The following is an 18,306-nucleotide window of genomic DNA, read 5'->3' as shown; positions in this document are numbered from 1 at the left end:
GTGGGAGATAGCCTCACCGATAGCGTAACGTTTTGGGGAGTCTATGCAGTACTGGGGAAAGATAATTGGCGTCGCCGTAGCCCTGATGATGGGCGGCGGCTTTTGGGGCGTGGTCCTGGGTCTGCTGGTGGGCCATATGTTCGACAAAGCCCGCAGCCGAAAAATGGCGTGGTTTGCCAACCAGCGGGAACGGCAGGCGCTGTTTTTTGCCACCACCTTTGAGGTGATGGGCCACTTAACCAAATCAAAAGGACGGGTGACGGAAGCAGATATTCATATCGCCAGTCAGTTGATGGATCGCATGAATTTACACGGCGATTCACGTACTGCCGCGCAGAACGCCTTTCGGGTCGGAAAAGCGGATAATTACCCATTACGTGAAAAGATGCGGCAGTTTCGTAGCGTCTGCTTCGGGCGTTTTGATCTGATCCGGATGTTTCTGGAAATTCAGATCCAGGCGGCGTTTGCCGATGGCTCGTTACACCCTAATGAGCGGGAAGTGCTGTATGTGATTGCGGAAGAGTTAGGTATTTCCCGCGTACAGTTCGATCAGTTTCTGCGCATGATGCAGGGCGGCGCGCAGTTTGGCGGCGGTTATCATCAACAGTCCGGCGGCGGCTGGCAGCAGGCGCAGCGCGGCCCGACGCTGGAAGATGCCTGTAATGTGCTGGGGGTTAAAACCACCGACGATGCAACCACCATTAAACGCGCTTATCGCAAACTGATGAGCGAGCATCATCCGGACAAACTGGTCGCGAAAGGTTTACCGCCGGAAATGATGGAAATGGCGAAGCAAAAAGCGCAGGAAATTCAGAAAGCGTATGAGCTAATCAAAGAACAGAAAGGCTTCAAGTGATTGAATTGCCGGATGCGACTAGCGCCTTATCCGGCCTACGTTAATGAATGTAGGCCGGGCAAGCGAAGCGCCCCGGCATAAATTGGCTCAGAATTTAAAAATCTGCCGGGACTTTAAACGTCATGCTGTTACCGTAAGCGGGATGGGTAATGGTCAGCATTTCGGCGTGTAACTGCAAACGCGGCGCCAGCGACAACGCTTCCGGCGAGGCGTAAAACCGATCGCCTAAAATCGGGTGGCCTAACGCCAGCATATGCACACGAAGCTGATGTGAACGTCCGGTGATCGGTTTGAGCACCACGCGGGCGGTATTATCCGCCGCAAACTCCACCACGTTATATTCCGTTTGCGCCGGTTTGCCGGTTTCATAACATACTTTCTGCTTTGGCCGGTTCGGCCAGTCGCAGATGAGCGGTAAGTCGACCAGTCCTTCCGCCGGGGAGGGATGCCCCCATACGCGCGCCATATACTGCTTTTTCGGCTCACGTTCGCGGAACTGGCGTTTTAGCTCCCGCTCCGCGGCTTTGGTCAGCGCCACTACAATCACGCCGCTGGTGGCCATATCCAGACGATGCACCGACTCTGCCTGCGGGTAGTCGCGCTGGATACGCGTCATAATGCTGTCTTTGTGCGCTTCCAGACGCCCCGGCACGGACAACAGGCCGCTGGGCTTATTGACCACCATAATGTGCTCATCCTGATACAGGATAACCAGCCAGGGTTCCTGCGGCGGATTGTAGTTTTCCATCCCCATGTACGGCTCCGTTATTGGTGCGTGACGACGATAAGACGCAGCGCGTCCAGACGCCAGCCTGCCTGATTCAGGCTTTCCAGCACCTGCTGACGGTTGCTGTCGATAGCGGCAAGTTCGTCGTCGCGGATGTTCGGGTTGACGGCGCGCAGCGCTTCCAGACGCGACAGTTCCCCGGACAGTTTTTCATCCGCCTCGCGACGCGCGTTATCAATCAGCGCTCTGGCGGACTTTTCAATCTGCGTCTCGCCCAGTTGCAAAATGGCGTGGACGTCCTGTTGCACGGCGTTCACCAGTTTGCTGCCGGTGTGGCGATTCACGGCGCTGAGTTGACGGTTGAAGGTTTCAAACTCGACCTGGGCGGCCAGATTGTTGCCGTTTTTATCTAACAGCATACGTACCGGCGTCGGCGGCAGGAAGCGGTTCAGTTGTAGCTGTTTCGGCGCCTGCGCTTCCACGACGTAAACCAGTTCGACCAGCAGCGTGCCGACTGGCAGCGCTTTATTTTTCAACAGCGAAATGGTGCTGCTGCCGGTATCGCCGGAGAGGATCAGATCCAGTCCGTTACGGATGAGCGGATGTTCCCAGGTAATAAACTGCGCATCTTCGCGAGACAGGGCTACGTCACGTTCAAACGTGATAGTACAGCCGTCTTCCGGCAGGCCGGGGAAATCCGGCACCAACATGTGGTCAGACGGCGTCAGCACGATCAGATTGTCGCCGCGATCGTCCTGGTTAATGCCGACGATATCGAACAGGTTCATGGCGAACGCGATCAGGTTGGTGTCGTCGTCCTGTTCTTCAATGCTTTGTGCGAGCTGTTGGGCTTTTTCTCCGCCGTTGGAGTGGATCTCCAGCAGGCGGTCGCGGCCCTGTTCTAACTGGGCTTTTAGCGCTTCATGCTGTTCGCGGCAGGATTTGATCAGATCGTCAAACCCGTCGGTTTCTTCAGGCGCGGCCAGATAGTTAATCAGACTGGCGTAGGCTGAATCATAAATCGCGCGACCGGTCGGGCAGGTGTGCTCAAAGGCGTCCAGCCCTTCGTGATACCAGCGAACCAGCACCGACTGGGCGGTTTTTTCCAGGTACGGGACGTGGATCTGGATATCATGCGCCTGGCCGATACGATCCAGACGACCAATACGCTGTTCCAGCAGATCCGGGTTAAACGGCAAGTCGAACATCACCAGATTGCTGGCAAACTGGAAGTTACGTCCTTCGGAGCCGATTTCGGAACATAACAGCACCTGCGCGCCGGTATCTTCTTCGGCGAACCAGGCGGCGGCGCGATCGCGTTCGATAATCGACATGCCCTCATGGAACACGGCGGCGCGGATGCCTTCGCGTTCGCGCAGCACCTGCTCCAGCTGTAACGCGGTGGTCGCCTTAGCGCAGATCACCAGCACTTTTTGCGAACGATGGCTGGTCAGATAGCCCATCAGCCACTCAACGCGTGGGTCGAAGTTCCACCAGGTGCCGGTATCGCCTTCGAACTCCTGATAAATTTGTTCCGGATAGAGCATATCGCGGGCGCGATCTTCCGCGCTTTTACGCGCGCCCATAATGCCGGAGACCTTAATGGCGGTCTGATACTGGGTCGGCAGCGGCAGTTTTACCGTATGCAGTTCACGTTTCGGGAACCCCTTGACGCCGTTACGGGTGTTGCGGAACAGAACGCGGCTGGTGCCGTGGCGATCCATCAGCATCGACACCAGCTCATCACGGGCGGCCTGCGCGTCGTCGCGATCGCTATTAGCGGCCTGCAACAGCGGTTCAATATCCTGTTCGCCGATCAGATCGCCCAGCCTGTTCAGTTCGTCGTTGCTGAGTTTATTGCCCGCCAGCAGCATGGCCACCGCATCGGCGACAGGGCGGTAGTTTTTCTGTTCTTCGACAAACTGTTCGAAATCGTGGAAACGGTTCGGATCGAGCAGGCGCAGACGGGCGAAATGGCTTTCCATCCCCAGCTGTTCTGGCGTGGCGGTCAGCAGCAGCACGCCCGGTACGCGTTCAGCTAACTGTTCGATGGCCATATATTCACGGCTCGGCGCATCGGTACTCCACACCAGATGATGCGCTTCGTCGACCACCAGCAAATCCCACTCGGCGTCGCACAAATGTTCCAGACGCTGCTTATTACGGCGGGCGAAATCCAGCGAGCAGATCACCAGTTGTTCGGTTTCAAACGGGTTATACGCGTCGTGTTGCGCTTCGGTATAGCGTTCGTCATCGAACAGCGCGAAGCGCAGGTTGAAACGGCGCAGCATTTCTACCAGCCACTGGTGTTGCAGGGTTTCCGGAACGATGATCAATACGCGTTCCGCCGCGCCGGATAATAACTGTTGATGCAGAATCATCCCGGCTTCAATGGTTTTACCTAAGCCCACTTCATCCGCCAGCAGTACGCGCGGCGCGTGGCGACGACCCACATCATGAGCGATATTAAGCTGATGCGGGATCAGATTGGTCCGCTGACCGCGCAGGCCGCTGTATGGCATCCGGTACTGCTCGCTCTGAAATTTACGGGCGCGATAGCGCAGCGCGAACCGATCCATTCGATCGATTTGACCGGCGAACAGACGATCCTGGGGCTTACTGAAAACCAACTTGCTGTCGAGCAGAACTTCGCGCAACGTCACATTGGTCTCTTCGGTATCCAGGCGGGTGCCGACATAAACAAGCAGGCCATTTTCTTCTTTTACTTCATCGATATGTAGCTGCCAGCCTTCATGGCTTGTAATCGTATCGCCAGGGTTGAACATGACGCGGGTCACGGGAGAATCACTGCGCGCATACAGGCGGTTTTCCCCCGTGGACGGGAAAAGTAAGGTGACGGTTCGCGCATCCATCGCAACAACGGTTCCAAGTCCCAGCTCGCTTTCTGTATCGCTGATCCAGCGTTGACCAAGTGTAAAAGGCATATGTGTTCGGCTCTATATCTTTAATTGCAGGCATTACTCGCCATTCCCAGGCGACAGCACTGGATAATTGCGAGTATACGACCCCGCTACCAGGCTAATGTGGTAGTGGCGTTAATTAGGTCCAGGAATGGAAAGGGCGCTATGGTACTGGAAGGCGGCGCTTTCGTCACGCGTCAAAATAACCCCAGTTGCCCGGTCAGTAGTGTAGCAAAATTATCTTCAACGAAGGGAAGAATTCCTTCCGCCACGGGTTGTAGCTGGCGGGTAAGATAGTGTTCGTAATCCAGCGGCGACTGCTGGTAATCCACGGGCTCGGGGCCGTTAACAGTCCAGACATATTTTATGGCGCCGCGATTCTGATACTGCGCCGGACGACCCTGCTTCAGGTTTTGTTCATCCGCCAGCCGGGCGGCGCGAACGTGCGGCGGAACGTTACGTTGGTACTCATGTAAAGGGCGACGCAGACGCTTACGATAAACCAACTGCGCGTCCAGTTCGCCCGCCATCAGTTTATCGATAGTCTCACGCACATAGTCTTGATAAGGTTCATTGCGAAAAACGCGCAGATACAGCTCCTGTTGAAAGCGCTGCGCCAGCGGCGTCCAGTCGGTCCGCACCGTTTCCAGACCTTTAAATACCATGCGCTGGCTGTCGCCTTCCTGAATCAGGCCCGCGTAGCGTTTTTTACTGCCAGTATCCGCGCCGCGGATGGTCGGCATCAGAAAACGGCAAAAGTGGGTTTCAAACTCCAGCTCCAGCGCGCTGGTCAAATTTTGCTGTTGTAACGTCTGCGCCCACCATTCGTTCACGTGACGCACCAGCCTGTGCCCGATTTCCGCCGCGTCGGCTTCTGAATGCGCGCGCCGGAGCCAGACGAAAGTGGAATCGGTATCGCCATAAATTACGTTATAACCCTGCGCCTCAATCAGCGCTTTGGTCTGGCGCATAATCGCATGGCCGCGCATGGTGATTGACGACGCCAGACGGGGATCGAAAAAGCGACAGGCCGTGGTGCCGAGTACGCCATAAAAGGCGTTCATAATGATTTTAAGCGCCTGCGAGAGCGGTTTATTACCCTGACGTTTGGCTTCATCGCGCCCGTGCCAGATTTGGCTAACAATTTCCGGCAGGCAGTGCTTTTCTCGTGAAAACCAGGCGTCAAGGAAACCTTCGGTACTGTGTTCCGGATCCGGCTGCGCCATGCCTTCGACCAGCCCGACGGGATCAATCAAAAACGTGCGGATAATCGACGGGTACAGGCTTTTATAATCCAGCACCAGTACTGAATCGTATAATCCGGGTTGTGAATCCATTACGTAGCCGCCGGGACTTGCCAGCGGCGGCACTTCGCCGAGATTGGGCGCGACATAGCCGGCGCGGTGCATTCGCGGAAAGTAAAGATGCCCGAATGCGGCGACTGAACCGCCGTGGCGATCGACCGGCAGGCCGTTGATCGTCGCGCGTTCCAGCAAAAACGGCATGATCTCGGTTTTATGGAAAATGCGCGTGACCAGCTCGCAGTCTTTCAGGTTGTAGGTGGCGAGGGCGGGTTTATCCTGGGCAAAGCGACGATCGATCTCATCCATACGATCCCAGGGATTATCAATGGATTTTCCTTCGCCGAGCAGTTCCTGCGAGACGGCTTCCAGCGAAAAAGACGAAAAATTCCAGAACGCGGATTTAAGCGCGTCGATACCATCGATAATGACTCGCCCTCTGGCCTGGGCGAAAAAAACGCCGTTTTTGAAGCCATGTTCGCGCCACTCCAGTTCGCTATTGTCTCGCCCCAGCCGTAAAGGGATACGGTAGCGTTCGGCATGTTTTTGCAGCATACGCAGGTCGAACTGCACCACGTTCCAGCCGATGATGACGTCAGGATCATGCTCGGCAAACCAGGCGTTGAGTTTTTCCAGCAACTGCGGGCGGCTGGCGACATACACAAGCTCGAAGTCCAGTTGGCGGTCATCGCCATTCGCCGGGCCCAGCATATAAACGGTACGCTGGCCGCAGCCTTCCAGACCAATGCAATACAGTTCGCCGTGTCGCGTGGTTTCGATATCCAGCGAGACCCATTTTAGCGGCGGTCGATAGTCGGGGTGGGGTTTAAGACGCGCATTGCGGATAACGCCGTTGCGCATCTCGCCGTCTACCCAAACGGGCGACGTAATAAAACGCTCCATCAGGTAACGTTCCGGCGGGCGTACATCCGCTTCATAAACGGTGACGCCGTTTTCGCGCAGCAGTTTCTCCATCCGCATAAGCTGGCGGTGAGTACGGCAATACAGACCGGAGACCGGCTGACGATGAAAGTCTCGCAGCTGGAGCGGCGTCAGGCGATAGTCTTTTTCCGCCTGTAGCAGCGAGGCGGCGCGGGAGGTCTGGCTGGTCGGAATAAACGCCACGGACTCTTGCGGCGCCAGCGTCGCCTGCACAGGGCCGTTGTCTGTCGCCAGCCAGAAAGAGACCTCCGTTCCTTGCGGCGTATCCCGCCAGTGCCGGGTTAAAATGAAACCTGCCTGCGCCACGATGATTACCTGTCTAAAAAATTCACGCTAATTATAACCTGTTTTAGGGGGTAATACTGTTATTTTGTACAGGCATATAACGTAAAAGCCGATATCCGCTGTAATAAAAAGTTTCTCGCAGTAAGAAGCGGGTTTTCGCCCACCAGGATTTATAGCGGGTGGATCGCGTGGGTGATGAGCGGCTATCGATACCATTATCCTGAGCGATAGTTTTCAGACGCAGCATATGCAGCGGATCGCTGACCAGTAACGCTGTGCGCCATTGTTGTTGCCGCTGTATCTGTTTTGCGTAACGAATATTTTCGCGCGTCACGGTAGAGCGCTCTTCAATAAAAATCGCCTTAGCCGGAATGCCTTTTTCCAGAACGTATTGACGGGCTATCGCCGCGTCGGAAACCGTTGCGCCAGCGCCGTAGCCGCCGGTTAATACCAACGCGCGGACAATGTGTTGTTGGTAAAGCCAGATGGCATGATCCAGTCGGGCCTGAAAAACGGGAGAAGGCGTTTTTCCGCTAACGCCTGCTCCTGCGACAATCGCGCAGTCAGCTACGCGCGTCTGGTCTTGCTGACTGAACTGATAAATAGCGATAGCGTTATTGATAAACACCGTGGCCATAATGAGAATTATGCCTGCCGCGATTCTGGTGATGTAGCGATATTTCATGAATGAGTTCGTTCCCCGTGACGGGTGTAATGGATATTTTAACGATAAAAGGATTTTTAGCGTCAGATATTTTTGCTGACGTATATTTATCAATATATACCCAAAATAATTCGAGTTGCTTAAAGGCGGCAAGGGAGTGAGGCCCCAGGAGCATAGATAACTATGTGACTGGGGTGATCGACAAATCTGCCGGGAGCAGATTTGAACGTCGCGTGCGACGGCCCGTCAGGGCGAGGCCCATGGATGGGCCGAGTAATCCGTAGCCAACACATAAGCAACTCGAAGTATGAAGGGTATAATGACGCTGGTGTAGACAGCTGATATAATTATCCTATAACTGCTAATTTTGAATCATGTTTATTTACAATTTTTATCCATAGGTTGGCTGTTTTGTGTCAAGTCTGTTTCCATACATTAAGTATTTTTCAGAATAGTGCTTGCTCGAATCTGTTACTTATTTCTCGGATTAACAAAAAAGCGATATTTTTTGTTTGTTTTAATTAATGAAAAGTGTAAGAATTTCATTTGAAACATCCGCACCGTCAGGTAGAAATATAATATTCCAATTGGCCGCTATGGTTAAATAAAAATGGATTACAGTGCGAATTCGTCGGGAACTCTCTGCATAATTTAATTTTTATTTTAGAATATAATTTTATTTTGACTTTCAGGTGCGGGTGTTTTTATCAAAATGTGTGGTGTTCGGGAATTATCTTTTATGAATGTGAATATGCAGGCGTGTCCGGTAGGGAACGACCATTATCTTTTCGTCAATACTCAACGCGCTAACCCTTCCATAAAAACCGTGAGTCGATTTTTTGAGTATAAAACATGGACAGATCAGATTTGGCGTACCGAAATTATTGAAAACGGCAATGCTTTTTTTCACTGGCAAGGACACGACAGAAAAAACGGACATCGGGATACCATTATTAACTATCTGTTAAATGGGCAACGCTGGCAGTCAACAATCGAAGATTATATTTTCTTCCATGCGCTGGAAGGAAAAGTGTTGCAGGGACATTATGATAATATTATTGAATATGTGAGTTCTGATAATTACGTCTATCAAAGCGCATTTGCTGAATATATCACCGACCAGACTCATCAACGCGCCCCCCATGGGACGCGTTTTTAGAGGCATTACTGCCCGTAATAGGCTTTTGCGCCGTGTTTGCGTAGATAGTGTTTATCCAGCAGGGATTGCTGCATGTCGGGCAACTGCGGCGCAAGCTGGCGGCAGAAGATCCCCATATAGGCCACTTCTTCCAGCACGATGGCGTTATGCACTGCATCCTCGGCATTTTTACCCCAGGCAAACGGGCCGTGCGAATGGACAAGCACGCCGGGCATTTGAGCAGCGTCAATACCTTGTTTTTCAAAGGTTTCAACAATGACATTGCCCGTTTCCCATTCATACTCGCCATTAATTTCCGCCTCGGTCATTTTGCGAGTGCAGGGAATCGTACCGTAGAAATAGTCGGCATGGGTGGTTCCCGTCGCCGGAATCGGCTGACCCGCCTGCGCCCAGATAGTCGCGTGGCGCGAATGGGTGTGTACGATGCCGCCGATAGTCGGAAATGCCTGGTACAACAGACGGTGGGTTGGCGTATCGGACGACGGTTTCTTATGACCTTCAACGACTTCACCGCTCTCCAGGCTGACCACCACCATATCGTCAGCGGTCATGACGCTATAATCGACGCCGGACGGCTTAATCACCAGTACGCCGCGTTCGCGATCGACGGCGCTAACGTTACCCCAGGTGAGGGTGACCAGGTTGTGTTTTGGCAGCGCCAGATTAGCTTCCAGTACCTGGCGTTTGAGATCTTCTAACATTGTTTTCTCCCTGCCGGATGGCGCTTCGCTTATCCGGCCTACGAGCGACGGTGTGCCGGATGGCGACACAAATGCCTTATTCGGCCTACAGGACCGTAGGCCCGGTAAATGCAGTGCCGCCGGGCAATCCGTTTCACCAATTAACGTTTGAACCCGTAATACACCTCGTTCCAGCGCAGCGCGTCCTTAAAGGCCGGCAGACGGGTATCATTATCAATTACCGCGATTTCGATATCGTGTATTTCTGCGAACTGGCGCATATCGTTCAGATCCAGCGCGTGGCTGAAGACGGTATGGTGCGCGCCGCCAGCCAGAATCCACGCTTCGGAGGCGGTCGGCAGATCCGGCTGCGCCTTCCACAGCGCGTTAGCCACCGGCAGTTTCGGCAGGGAGTGCGGCGTTTTTACGGTGTCAATGCAGTTGACCAGCAGGCGATAACGATCGCCGAGGTCGATCAGGCTGGCGACGATCGCCGGGCCGGTTTGGGTATTGAAAATCAAACGCGCCGGATCTTCCTTGCCGCCAATGCCGAGGTGCTGGACGTCGAGGATCGGTTTCTCTTCCACCGCGATGGAGGGACACACCTCCAGCATGTGCGAGCCGAGCACCAGATCGTTGCCTTTCTCGAAGTGGTAGGTGTAATCCTCCATAAATGAGGTGCCGCCCTGCAGACCGGTTGACATCACTTTCATAATGCGAAGCAGAGCGGCGGTTTTCCAGTCGCCTTCGCCCGCAAAGCCGTAGCCCTGTTGCATAAGACGCTGTACGGCCAGACCCGGAAGCTGTTTCAGACCGTGTAAATCTTCAAAGGTAGTAGTGAATGCGTGGAAGCCGCCCTGTTCCAGGAAACGCTTCATACCGAGTTCAATGCGCGCCGCTTCCCGCACGTTCTGGCGTTTATCGCCGTGGATCTGGGTGGCGGGCGTCAGGGTATAGCTGCTTTCATATTCGTCAATCAGAGCGTTGATATCGCCGTCGCTGATGGAGTTCACCACCTGCACCAGATCGCCGACCGCCCAGGTATTGACCGAGAAGCCAAATTTGATTTGCGCGGCCACTTTATCACCGTCAGTCACTGCGACTTCACGCATATTGTCGCCGAAGCGGCAGACTTTTAGCTGGCGGGTATCCTGTTTAGAGACCGCCTGGCGCATCCAGGCGCCGATACGCGTATGGGCCTCTTTATCCTGCCAGTGGCCAGTGACGACCGCGTGCTGCTGGCGCATCCGCGCACCGATGAAGCCGAACTCGCGGCCGCCGTGCGCAGTCTGGTTCAGGTTCATAAAGTCCATATCGATGCTGTCCCACGGCAGGGCGGCGTTAAATTGGGTATGGAATTGCAGTAGTGGTTTGTTAAGGATACTCAGCCCGTTGATCCACATTTTGGCCGGGGAGAAGGTGTGCAACCAGACCACCAGCCCTGCGCAGCGATCGTCATAATTTGCGTCACGACAAATGGCGGTAATCTCATCCGGCGAGGTGCCCAGCGGTTTTAATACCAGTTTACATGGCAGTTTTGCTTCGGTATTCAGCGCGTTGACCACATGCTCGGCATGTTGAGTGACCTGACGCAGGGTTTCTGCGCCATACAAATGCTGGCTGCCAATCACAAACCATACTTCATAATTATCAAAAATCGTCATTGTCGTGTCCTTAATGAGTCAGGATTGCCTGATTGGCCGGGGTCGTTGGCGCCGGCGCGGCAGTCGGAAGATAATGTTGTTCTGCGCTTAGCGCCCACTGCTGGTAGCGGCGGTAAAGCTGTTCGAGGCGTTGCGCCTGTTCAGAGCGGGAGCGCAGAGTGCGTTCTACCGCGCTCGCCATGCTTTGCTGGGCGGCAGGAATATCGGCATGGACCTTCGCGGCAACGGCGGCAAAGATAGCGGCGCCTAATGCGCAACACTGGTCGGAAGCGACGATCTGCAACGGACGATTCAGTACGTCGCAGCAGACCTGCATAATGACCTGATTTTTACGGGCGATGCCGCCAAGCGCCATCACGTTATTGACCGCGATACCCTGATCGGTAAAACACTCCTGAATGGCGCGCGCGCCGAAGGCGGTCGAGGCGACCAGACCACCAAACAGCGCTGGCGCGTCGGTGGCGAGATTGAGATCGGTAATGACGCCTTTCAGACGCTGATTAGCGTATGGCGTGCGGCGACCGTTAAACCAGTCGAGCACCACCGGCAGGTGATCCAGGGACGGATTTTTCGCCCAGGCGTCGGTGAGCGCTGGCAGTAGCTGCTTCTGGCTGGCGTTAATCTGGGTTTTCAGTTCCGGGTGCTGCGCGGCAAGTTGTTCCAGCGGCCAGCTCAACACGCGGCTAAACCAGGCGTAGATATCGCCGAAAGCAGATTGGCCCGCTTCCAGACCGATAAAGTTCGGCACCACGCTGCCGTCAACCTGACCGCAAATGCCTTTCACGGCGCGATCCCCGACGCTCTGTTTATCCGCAATCAGAATGTCGCAGGTAGACGTGCCGATGACTTTTACCAGCGTATTGGGCTGCGCGCCCGCGCCGACCGCGCCCATATGACAGTCGAACGCGCCGCCGGAAATCACTACGCTTTCCGGCAAGCCGAGGCGCTGCGCCCATTCGGCGCACAGGGTGCCCACGGGCAGATCGGCGGTGAAGGTTTCGCTAAATAACGGGTAGCGCAGATGACGGTTAATGCACGGATCGAGTTCATCAAAGAAGCTCGCGGGCGGCAGGCCGCCCCAGCTTTCATGCCACAGCGTTTTGTGCCCGGCGCTGCAGCGGCCACGGCGGATATCCTGCGGGCGAGTGGTGCCGGAAAGCAGCGCCGGCACCCAGTCACACAGTTCAATCCACGAGACGGCGGCCTGCGCGACGGCGCTATCCTGACGGGTGACGTGCAGAATCTTCGCCCAGAACCATTCGCTGGAGTAAATGCCGCCAATATAGCGCGAGTAGTCGACCTTGCCTGGCTTATGGCACAGACGAGTGATTTCGTCGGCCTCTTCCACGGCGGTGTGATCTTTCCACAGCACAAACATCGCATTCGGGTTCTCGGCGAACTCCGGACGCAGCGCCAGGACGTTACCGTCGGCGTCAATCGGCGCTGGCGTAGAACCGGTGCTGTCAACGCCAATGCCAACGACATTTGCGCGTTGCGCGGCGCTTAATTGTGCCAAAACGGCTTTCAGCGCGGCCTCCATTGACTCCATGTAGTCGCGCGGATGATGACGGAACTGGTTGTTCGGGCCGTCGCAATAACGGCCTTCTTGCCAGCGCGGATACCACTCTACGCTGGTGGCGATCTCGTCGCCGGTGGCGCAGTCCACTGCCAGAGCGCGCACTGAATCACTGCCAAAATCGAGGCCAATTGCAATTGCCATCGTCTTACTCCATCCAGAAAAACAGGTATGGAGAAACAGTAGAGAGTCGCGGCAAAAACCGTCAGGCAGGATCCGCTAATCTTATGGACAAAAATGCTAATGCTTTGCAAAGTGTGACGCTGTGCAAATATTCAATGTGGACATTCCAGCCATAGTTATAGACACTTCTGTTACTTAATTTTATCGCCTGAACTGTACGCTTTTGTTACAAAGCGCTTTTCACAAGCGGGGTTGATACGTGCTTTCATCAAGCGCAAAGTCTTGCGGAGACGTAAGCACTGTCGTCCTGGTCAATATGGACAATTTGTTTCTTCTCTGAACATCGGGGGGTAGATAAATCATGGCTGAAACGCAAAATGATCCGCTATTGCCGGGATATTCATTTAATGCCCATCTGGTCGCCGGGCTGACGCCGATTGAAGCGAATGGATATCTGGATTTTTTTATCGATCGTCCGTTGGGCATGAAGGGATATATTCTTAACCTGACCATCCGCGGAGAAGGCGTCATTAATAATAATGGCGAGCAGTTTGTCTGTCGGCCTGGCGATATATTATTGTTTCCGCCGGGCGAGATTCATCACTATGGACGGCATCCGGACGCCAGCGAGTGGTATCACCAGTGGGTTTATTTCCGGCCTCGCGCCTACTGGCAGGAGTGGCTGACCTGGCCGACAATCTTTGCCCAGACAGGATTTTTCCGCCCGGACGAGGCGCGCCAGCCGCATTTCAGCGAACTGTTCGGGCAGATCATCAGCGCCGGGCAAGGGGAAGGTCGCTATTCTGAGCTACTGGCGATCAATCTGCTGGAGCAGTTGTTGCTCAGACGTATGGCGGTAATTAATGAGTCGTTGCATCCGCCGATGGATAGCCGTGTGCGCGATGCCTGCCAGTATATCAGCGACCATCTGGCAGACAGTCATTTTGATATCGCCAGCGTCGCCCAGCATGTCTGCCTGTCGCCCTCCCGGTTATCGCATCTGTTCCGCCAGCAGTTAGGCATTAGCGTATTGAGCTGGCGCGAAGATCAGCGTATCAGCCAGGCGAAACTTCTGCTTAGCACTACGCGAATGCCGATAGCGTCCGTTGGGCGCAATGTTGGATTTGACGATCAGCTCTATTTTTCGCGGGTATTTAAAAAATGCACCGGGGCAAGTCCTAGCGAGTTCAGGGCCGGATGTGAATAAAAAGTGAATGATGTGTCCACAAAGATGTCATAAGCCGTAACTATTCGGATAATTGACGGCTTGACGAAGGGGGACGGGGTAAGCAGAATCCCTGCTTCATCACGCTGACGGACACACTATGCAAGCACTGCTGGAACACTTTATCACCCAATCCACTCTGTATTCGCTTATCGCCGTGTTGCTGGTCGCCTTCCTGGAATCTCTGGCGCTGGTGGGGTTGATTTTACCCGGTACGGTACTGATGGCGGGGCTGGGCGCGCTTATCGGCAGCGGCGAGCTCAATTTTTGGCATGCCTGGCTGGTGGGTATTATCGGCTGTCTGATGGGCGACTGGATTTCGTTCTGGCTGGGGTGGCGCTTTAAAAAGCCGCTACACCGCTGGTCTTTTATGAAAAAGAACAAGTCGCTGCTGGATAAAACCGAACACGCGCTGCATCAGCACAGTATGTTCACGATCCTGGTCGGACGTTTTGTCGGTCCGACGAGGCCTCTGGTGCCGATGGTGGCAGGGATGCTGGATCTTCCCGTGGCGAAATTTATTGGGCCGAACTTGATTGGCTGTTTGCTGTGGCCGCCGTTTTATTTCCTGCCGGGCATTCTGGCGGGAGCGGCAATCGATATTCCTTCCGATATGCAGAGCGGAGATTTCAAATGGCTGCTGCTGGCGACGGCGTTGCTGCTGTGGGTCGGAGGCTGGCTATGCTGGCGGCTGTGGCGCAGCGGCAAAGCGGCAGTCGATCGTTTAACCGCGTATTTCCCCCGCAGCCGTTTGCTGTATCTGGCGCCGTTGACGCTCGGGATCGGCGTGGTCGCACTGGTGGTGCTGGTTCGCCACCCGCTGATGCCGGTATATATCGATATTCTGCGCAAAGTTGTGGGTTACTAACGATTCCTTTGCCGGATGGCGGCTTCGCCTTATCCGGCCTACAAAATATGGGATTTGATGCCCAATAGCGCTGAGGCGCTGGCTTGACCGCTTAGTAGCTCGTCTGTTTTGCCTTGCCACGCAATGCGTCCGTCGGCCACGACGATTGACCGGGGCGCAATTCGCGCCGCATCTTCCACGCTGTGCGAGACCATCAACAGCGTGAGCTGTCGCTCGCGGCAGATATCGCTGACCAGCGTCAGCATCTCCTGGCGTAGCGCGGGATCGAGCGCGGAGAACGGTTCATCCAGCAACAGTACCGGCTGTTCACGTACCAGGCAGCGCGCCAGCGCTACCCGCTGACGCTGGCCGCCGGACAGTTCGCCCGGCAAACGCGCCATCAGACTCTCAATGCCCATCTGACGTGCGATAGCGTCCCGTTTTTCCCGCTGGCTGGCATTTAGCGTTAACCCAGGGTTTAGCCCCAGACCGATATTTTGCTGCACATTCAGATGGCTGAATAAATTATTCTCCTGAAACAGCATTGAGACCGGACGGCGTGAGGGCGGCGTAAGCGTATGATCTTCGCCGGCAATCAGTAGCGTACCGCTGGCAGGTGCAAGAAAACCGGCAATTAAATTCAACAACGTGCTTTTCCCCGCGCCGCTGGGGCCAAGAATCGCCACCTGCTCGCCGCGTTCTACCGCCAGCGTAAAACGCATCGGCAAATGATGGTAAAGCCAGGTGATATCAATCAGTTTTAGCATGTCGGCCCGGTAGTTTCTCTATGAGGGTAAATAACGTAAAGCAGAGCAGCAATAGTATCAGCGCGGTCACCGCGCCGTCCTGGCTGCGGTAGGAGCCGATCTGCTGATACAGATAAAACGGCAGCGTGCGGAAATTGTCATTGCCGAAAAGCGCGACGACGCCAAAATCACCGATAGAAAGTACGCAGGCAAACGCCAGCGCCTGCGCCAGCGGACGTTTCAGCGCCCGAAGTTCCACGACCTTTAACCGCGACCAGCCTTCAATTCCTAATGACTGGCACAGCATTCCATAACGGGCGGTAATATCGCGCATTGGGTTTTCCAGGACTTTTAGCGCGTAGGGGATTGCCATCAGCGCATTGGTGAAAATCACGATGCCGTCGGCGGACTCCGGTAAGCCAACGCTATTATTGAGCAGTAAAAAGAAGCCTGTCGCCAGCACGATCCCCGGCATCGCGAGGATCAACATCCCGCTGAGTTCCAGCGTTTGTCCGGCGAATAGTTGCTGGCGTTGGCGTAGCTCGCGGCTACTCCACAGCAGCATCATGGTCAGCACCACACACAGAACGCCCGCCGCCAGCGCAATGCGTAGCGATGTCCAGACAGCCTGCCACAGAATGGGTTGCGCCAGCACCTCCGGCAGGCTGCGGTTGACGCCATCGACCACCACGGCGACCAGCGGCGGAAGCAGCAGCAGCAGCGCCAGCACGATTAATAAGGCGTCCGTCAGACGGCTGTGGAGACGATCGTCAGGATCGCGCCAGCCCTGCGTCAGCGTCATCCCCGGCGCAATCGCTTTGCTCAACCGTTGGCTTAGCAGTACCAGCGCCAGGCAGCAGACCATCTGGATTAATGCCAGCATCGCCGCGCGGGCAGGATCGTAGTCATAACTGAGCGCCTGAAAGATAGCCAGTTCGATAGTGGTGGCCTGTGGGCCGCCGCCGAGCGACAGGACCGTTGCGAAACTGGCGAAGCAGAGCATAAAAATCAGCGCCGCGACGGGCGGAATTTGGCGGCGCAGCCACGGCCATTCGACAAAACGAAAAAAATGCCAGCCGCGCATACCGAGCTGGGCGGCGAGCTGGCGCTGCTCGCCGGGAATGCTTTCCAACGATTGCAGCAACAAACGGCTCGCCATCGGCAGATTAAAAAAGACGTGCGCCAGTAAAATGCCCTGCAAGCCGTAGGGGGAGAATGTCCACTGAAGCCCCAGCATCTGCCACAGCGAGGCCAGCCAGCCCTGACGGCCATACACGCTAAGAATACCGAACACGGCAACCAGTACCGGCAGAATCAGCGTCATGGCGCACAGACGCAGCAGCGCCAGACGTCCAGGAAAACGGCGTCGATAAAGCGCGCGAGCGAGAAAAACCGCCGGGACCACAGACAGCACTGCGGACAGAAACGCCTGCCAGAATGAGAAGCGCACCACATGCCACAGGTAGCTATCCCGCCAGATTGTCGACCACGCGCCCGCCGGCGCGTTCAGCCAAAGCGCCAGAAAGGCCGCCAGCGAGACGGTTATCATCAGCGCGGCGGCGCACAGCCCCGGAATCAGCCAGCCGGGAATTAACGGCTGACGGCGCGTTGCCATTCGCTAATCCATGCCTGGCGTTGTGCTGCCACTTGTTGCGGCGTGAATTCCAGCGTTGTGGAGGGTTTTGCCAATGATTCAAACCCTGCGGGTAAGGCGACGTCCGCTACCGGGTACATCCAGTTGCCGGTGGGTATGGCGTTCTGAAACGCCGGAGAAACCATAAATTTGAGGAATTTCTCCGCCAGTTCCGGCTGCTTACTGGCGACGGTACGCGCCGCGACTTCTACCTGTAAGTAATGGCCTTCGCTGAAGTTCGCGGCGGCGTAATTGTCCTTCTTCTCTTCAATAATGTGATACGCCGGAGAGGTGGTGTAACTGAGCACCAAATCGCTTTCACCTTTCAGAAATAAACCGTAGGCCTCGCTCCAGCCTTTCGTCACCGTCACCGTTTTGGCCGCCAGTTTTTGCCAGGCCTGCGGCGCGTTATCGCCATAGACTTTGCGCATCCACAGTAACAGTCCCAGCCCTGGCGTACTGGTACGCGGATCCTGATAAATCACCCGCCATTTTTGATCGCTCTCGACCAGTTCTTTCAGGCTTTTCGGCGGATTTTTCAGCTTGCTTTTATCGTAGACAAAGGCGAAATAGCCGTAATCGAACGGCACAAATGTGTCGTTTTTCCAGCCGCCGGGCACCTTGACCGCCTCATTCGCCACGCCGCTTTTGGCAAAGAGTTTAGTTTGCGTGGCCGCTTCCAGCAGATTGTTGTCCAGCCCCAACACCACATCGGCTTTGCTGTTCTTCCCCTCCATCCGCAGGCGGTTGAGCAGTGAAACGCCATCCTCCAGCGCCACCAGTTTCAGCTCGCAGTTGCAATCGGCTTCAAACGCTTTTTTCACCGCCGGGCCTGGCCCCCAATCGGCGGCGAACGAGTCGTAGGTATAGACGGTGAGAACGGGGTTGGCGAAAGCAGGCGCCGCGCACAGGAGTAAAAGCGGAAGATATTTTTTTAACACTTTGCACCTCAGTTAA

General features: G+C 55.2%; 14 protein-coding genes. 4 read left to right on the top strand and 10 right to left on the bottom strand.

What is annotated here, in order from left to right; translation table 11 throughout:
• Positions 1 to 43: 43 nt before the first annotated feature.
• Positions 44 to 856, top strand: a complete 813-nt coding sequence (djlA, locus tag NAZ64_RS17385; protein ID WP_001200595.1) for a co-chaperone DjlA — start codon at positions 44 to 46, stop codon at positions 854 to 856.
• Positions 857 to 950: 94 nt separating this feature from the next.
• On the opposite strand, the gene rluA is transcribed toward djlA, so the two are convergent.
• The 4 genes from rluA to NAZ64_RS17365 all read right to left on the bottom strand — a co-directional run bounded on the left by rluA (position 951) and on the right by NAZ64_RS17365 (position 7,717).
• Positions 951 to 1,610: a bifunctional tRNA pseudouridine(32) synthase/23S rRNA pseudouridine(746) synthase RluA gene (rluA, locus tag NAZ64_RS17380; protein WP_131046609.1), complete on the bottom strand. Its 660-nt coding sequence runs from the start codon at positions 1,608 to 1,610 to the stop codon at positions 951 to 953.
• An 11-nt stretch (positions 1,611 to 1,621) separates the two neighbouring features.
• Entirely contained in the window at positions 1,622 to 4,528 is a 2,907-nt protein-coding gene (gene rapA, locus NAZ64_RS17375; protein ID WP_001116966.1) for an RNA polymerase-associated protein RapA, read from the bottom strand.
• Positions 4,529 to 4,701: 173 nt separating this feature from the next.
• Entirely contained in the window at positions 4,702 to 7,053 is a 2,352-nt protein-coding gene (polB, locus tag NAZ64_RS17370; RefSeq protein WP_023228074.1) for a DNA polymerase II, read from the bottom strand.
• Positions 7,054 to 7,096: 43 nt separating this feature from the next.
• Positions 7,097 to 7,717 (bottom strand): YdcF family protein, encoded by a 621-nt coding sequence (locus NAZ64_RS17365; RefSeq protein ID WP_001628131.1) that lies wholly within the window; start codon positions 7,715 to 7,717, stop codon positions 7,097 to 7,099.
• 718 nt (positions 7,718 to 8,435) lie between these two features.
• Between NAZ64_RS17365 and NAZ64_RS17360 the strand changes: the two genes are divergently transcribed.
• Positions 8,436 to 8,855 (top strand): DUF4751 family protein, encoded by a 420-nt coding sequence (locus tag NAZ64_RS17360; RefSeq protein ID WP_220569407.1) that lies wholly within the window; start codon positions 8,436 to 8,438, stop codon positions 8,853 to 8,855.
• A 5-nt stretch (positions 8,856 to 8,860) separates the two neighbouring features.
• Here the strand turns inward: NAZ64_RS17360 and araD are convergent, their stop codons facing one another.
• The 3 genes from araD to araB all read right to left on the bottom strand — a co-directional run bounded on the left by araD (position 8,861) and on the right by araB (position 12,919).
• Entirely contained in the window at positions 8,861 to 9,556 is a 696-nt protein-coding gene (araD, locus tag NAZ64_RS17355; protein WP_000888683.1) for an L-ribulose-5-phosphate 4-epimerase, read from the bottom strand.
• A gap of 140 nt (positions 9,557 to 9,696) precedes the next feature.
• Positions 9,697 to 11,199 (bottom strand): L-arabinose isomerase, encoded by a 1,503-nt coding sequence (gene araA / locus NAZ64_RS17350; RefSeq protein ID WP_061380318.1) that lies wholly within the window; start codon positions 11,197 to 11,199, stop codon positions 9,697 to 9,699.
• Between the two features lie 10 nt (positions 11,200 to 11,209).
• On the bottom strand, positions 11,210 to 12,919 hold the full coding sequence (gene araB, locus NAZ64_RS17345; RefSeq protein ID WP_220569406.1) for a ribulokinase: 1,710 nt from the start codon (positions 12,917 to 12,919) through the stop codon (positions 11,210 to 11,212).
• 340 nt (positions 12,920 to 13,259) lie between these two features.
• On the opposite strand from araB, the gene araC reads away from it, so the two are divergent.
• Positions 13,260 to 14,105 carry an arabinose operon transcriptional regulator AraC gene (gene araC / locus NAZ64_RS17340; RefSeq protein ID WP_000852385.1) on the top strand — a complete coding sequence of 282 codons (846 nt, stop codon included), beginning with the start codon at positions 13,260 to 13,262 and terminating at the stop codon, positions 14,103 to 14,105.
• 118 nt (positions 14,106 to 14,223) lie between these two features.
• On the top strand, positions 14,224 to 14,991 hold the full coding sequence (locus NAZ64_RS17335) for a DedA family protein (protein ID WP_001148369.1): 768 nt from the start codon (positions 14,224 to 14,226) through the stop codon (positions 14,989 to 14,991).
• A gap of 38 nt (positions 14,992 to 15,029) precedes the next feature.
• On the opposite strand, the gene thiQ is transcribed toward NAZ64_RS17335, so the two are convergent.
• From thiQ to thiB, 3 genes are read right to left on the bottom strand one after another with little or no spacing between them, the layout of a single operon-like run.
• Entirely contained in the window at positions 15,030 to 15,737 is a 708-nt protein-coding gene (gene thiQ / locus NAZ64_RS17330; protein ID WP_000915973.1) for a thiamine ABC transporter ATP-binding protein ThiQ, read from the bottom strand.
• Positions 15,721 to 17,331 carry a thiamine/thiamine pyrophosphate ABC transporter permease ThiP gene (gene thiP / locus NAZ64_RS17325; protein ID WP_079900451.1) on the bottom strand — a complete coding sequence of 537 codons (1,611 nt, stop codon included), beginning with the start codon at positions 17,329 to 17,331 and terminating at the stop codon, positions 15,721 to 15,723. Before thiP ends, thiQ begins: the two co-directional genes overlap by 17 nt.
• A complete protein-coding gene (thiB, locus tag NAZ64_RS17320; RefSeq protein ID WP_220569404.1) occupies positions 17,307 to 18,290 on the bottom strand; it encodes a thiamine ABC transporter substrate binding subunit in 984 nt (327 codons plus the stop codon). Before thiB ends, thiP begins: the two co-directional genes overlap by 25 nt.
• Positions 18,291 to 18,306: the final 16 nt, after the last annotated feature.

The sequence above is a fragment of the Salmonella sp. A1325 genome, from assembly GCF_056991255.1.
This window is presented reverse-complemented; position numbering and strand designations above follow the sequence as displayed.

Coding starts and splice junctions, on each gene's coding strand:
- djlA (WP_001200595.1), top strand. CDS start 44: ATGCAGTACTGGGGAAAGATAATTGGCGTCGCCGTAGCCCTGATGATG.
- rluA (WP_131046609.1), bottom strand. CDS start 1,610: ATGGGGATGGAAAACTACAATCCGCCGCAGGAACCCTGGCTGGTTATC.
- rapA (WP_001116966.1), bottom strand. CDS start 4,528: ATGCCTTTTACACTTGGTCAACGCTGGATCAGCGATACAGAAAGCGAG.
- NAZ64_RS17365 (WP_001628131.1), bottom strand. CDS start 7,717: ATGAAATATCGCTACATCACCAGAATCGCGGCAGGCATAATTCTCATT.
- NAZ64_RS17360 (WP_220569407.1), top strand. CDS start 8,436: ATGAATGTGAATATGCAGGCGTGTCCGGTAGGGAACGACCATTATCTT.
- araD (WP_000888683.1), bottom strand. CDS start 9,556: ATGTTAGAAGATCTCAAACGCCAGGTACTGGAAGCTAATCTGGCGCTG.
- araA (WP_061380318.1), bottom strand. CDS start 11,199: ATGACGATTTTTGATAATTATGAAGTATGGTTTGTGATTGGCAGCCAG.
- araB (WP_220569406.1), bottom strand. CDS start 12,919: ATGGCAATTGCAATTGGCCTCGATTTTGGCAGTGATTCAGTGCGCGCT.
- araC (WP_000852385.1), top strand. CDS start 13,260: ATGGCTGAAACGCAAAATGATCCGCTATTGCCGGGATATTCATTTAAT.
- NAZ64_RS17335 (WP_001148369.1), top strand. CDS start 14,224: ATGCAAGCACTGCTGGAACACTTTATCACCCAATCCACTCTGTATTCG.
- thiQ (WP_000915973.1), bottom strand. CDS start 15,737: ATGCTAAAACTGATTGATATCACCTGGCTTTACCATCATTTGCCGATG.
- thiP (WP_079900451.1), bottom strand. CDS start 17,331: ATGGCAACGCGCCGTCAGCCGTTAATTCCCGGCTGGCTGATTCCGGGG.